The sequence below is a fragment of the Bacillus sp. P4_D3 genome, from assembly GCF_056401855.1.
Window position 1 is genome coordinate 1 of sequence record NZ_JBFUIN010000462.1, and the last position, 2,481, is coordinate 2,481.

The window sequence follows — 2,481 nt, forward strand, 5'->3', positions numbered from 1 at the left end:
CTATAATATGGTGTTTTCCCGAACTCAGTCATATTTGCTAGTAAAGGTGCATTCACTTTGCTAGTAAATAAACGGAATTCTTCTTCCGATTGAAGCGCTTCTGGGAATATTGCATCTGCCCCTGCTTTTACATATGCGTTCGCTCTTTCAATCGCTGCATCTAATCCTTCCACGCCGCGAGCATCTGTGCGTGCTACAATATATAAACTTGGCTCAACTTCTTTAATCGCTTTAATTTTTTGAACTAATTCTTCTGTAGTAACAAGTTTCTTACCATTTAAATGTCCACATTTCTTTGGTAAYTGTTGATCTTCAATCTGAACAGCCGCAACTTTCGCTTCCACCATTTCTACAGCTGTTCTCGCTACGTKTAGTACTCCACCAAATCCTGTATCAATGTCAACAAGAACTGGTAAATCTGTAGCTCTTACTAGATCCCTTGCTCTCTCTGCTACTTCAGTAGATGTCACGATTCCTAAATCTGGTAGCCCTTTACTTGCAGTATAAGCAGCTCCCGATAAATAAAGAGCTGAAAAACCTGTATTTTTCGCAACAAGAGCCGCCATTGCATCATGAGCACCTGGAATTTGTAAAATTTCATTTGCTTCTACTAAAGCTCGGAAGCGATTCGCAAGCTCCTCTTGTGTTGACTGTTTATTCACAACCCAAGCCATTCTAAATTCCCCCTATTATTAAATTAAGAATAGATMTACAAATTCGTTTACATTCATATTTTCTAGTTTTTCTTCATTTAGACAAACTTCATGAATTTTTTCTTGTTGCTTACTAGAATAATGACCTGCCATATTTGCAGTGAATTTTTGAACAACTTTTGGAATCGCTTCGTCTCTACGGAAACGGTGGCCAAGTGGGTATTCACATTCCACATTTTCTGTTACAGTACCATCTTTAAAATGAACTTGAACAGCGTTGGCGATTGAGCGCTTGTTCGGATCAAGGTAATCTAAACTGTACTGTTTGTTTTCAACAACAACCATCTTATTACGTAATTCATCTACACGTGGATCATTCGCTGCTACATCCTCATAATCATCCGCAACGATATCTCCTTTTAATAAACCAATTGCCGTAATGTATTGTAAGCAATGATCGCGATCAGCTGGGTTATTTAATGGTCCCTCTTTATCGATAATACGAATTGCTGATTCATGAGTTGTAATTGTAATACGATCAATTTCTTCTAATCTTTCTTTAATTTCAGGATATAATTTCACAGCACATTCTGCAGCTGTTTGTGCATGGAACTCTGCTGGGAATGACACTTTGAATAATACATTTTCCATTACATACGATTCTAGTGGTCTTGCTAATTTTAATTCCTGCTTATTAAATAATACATCTTGGAATCCCCATCCTGGCGCAGATAATGCTGTTGGGTAACCCATTTCACCTTTTAGAGCAGTCATTGCAAGATGAACACCGCGGCTCGTCGCATCTCCTGCTGCCCATGATTTACGTGAACCAGTATTTGGAGCATGACGATATGTACGAAGACTAGAATTATCAATCCACGCATGTGATAATGCATTAAAGATTTCTTCACGCGTTCCGCCAAGCATTTTCGCAACTACCGCAGTTGTTGCTACTTTTACGTATAATACATGGTCAAGACCAACACGGTTTAAGCTGTTTTCTAAAGCAAGTACACCTTGAATTTCATGTGCTTTAATCATCATTTCTAGTACTTCACGTACTTTTAATGGTTCTTTTCCTTCTGAAATACGAACACGGCTAATATAATCTGCTACTGCTAAAATTCCGCCTAAGTTATCAGATGGATGTCCCCATTCTGCTGCAAGCCAAGTATCGTTATAGTCTAACCAACGGATCATACATCCGATATTAAATGCGCCTTTTACTGGATCAAGTACATATGACGTACCTGGTACGCGTGTACCATTTGGCACGATTGTTCCTGGTACAACTGGTCCTAATAATTTTGTACACTCTGGATATTGTAGCGCTAAAATTCCGCATCCAAGTGTATCAAGTAATACGTAGCGAGCAGTGCTGAATGCTTCTGCACTTGTAACCTCTTTATTTAATACATAATCCGTAATTTCTTCTAATAATGCATCTTTTTGTTTAATTTCATTTGTTTTAATCATACTATTCTTCCCTTTCTGTCGAAAATTCGTTATTATTAATGATGGGTGTCGGTCAAACACCCATCTGGCGGGCGGCGCTAACAACTCCCCAGTTGTTTTTATTTACTAAATGCATGTCGCTCGCCAATATAATTTACACGTGGACGGAACAAACGATTGTTCGCATGTTGCTCAATTACGTGTGCACATAACCCTACTGTTCTAGAACTAAAGAAGATTGGTGTGTAAAGTTGAATTGGAATACCAAGCATCCAATATACTGGAGCAGCATAGTAATCAAGATTCGGATAAATGCCTTTTTCCTTCTCCATAATCTTCTCTCCAGCTTCACACATTTCATATAGTGTATAAT

General features: G+C 38.4%; 3 protein-coding genes. All 3 read right to left on the minus strand.

Translation table 11 applies throughout. The features are described from left to right. Positions 1 to 674 (minus strand): isocitrate lyase/phosphoenolpyruvate mutase family protein (locus AC1DTM_RS22740; RefSeq protein WP_477000943.1); only part of this gene is annotated, 674 nt, incomplete at its 3' end. A gap of 18 nt (positions 675 to 692) precedes the next feature. Then, positions 693 to 2,129 carry a 2-methylcitrate dehydratase gene (gene prpD / locus AC1DTM_RS22745; protein WP_477000944.1) on the minus strand — a complete coding sequence of 479 codons (1,437 nt, stop codon included), beginning with the start codon at positions 2,127 to 2,129 and terminating at the stop codon, positions 693 to 695. A gap of 98 nt (positions 2,130 to 2,227) precedes the next feature. Beyond that, positions 2,228 to 2,481 (minus strand): citrate/2-methylcitrate synthase (locus AC1DTM_RS22750; RefSeq protein WP_477000945.1); only part of this gene is annotated, 254 nt, incomplete at its 5' end.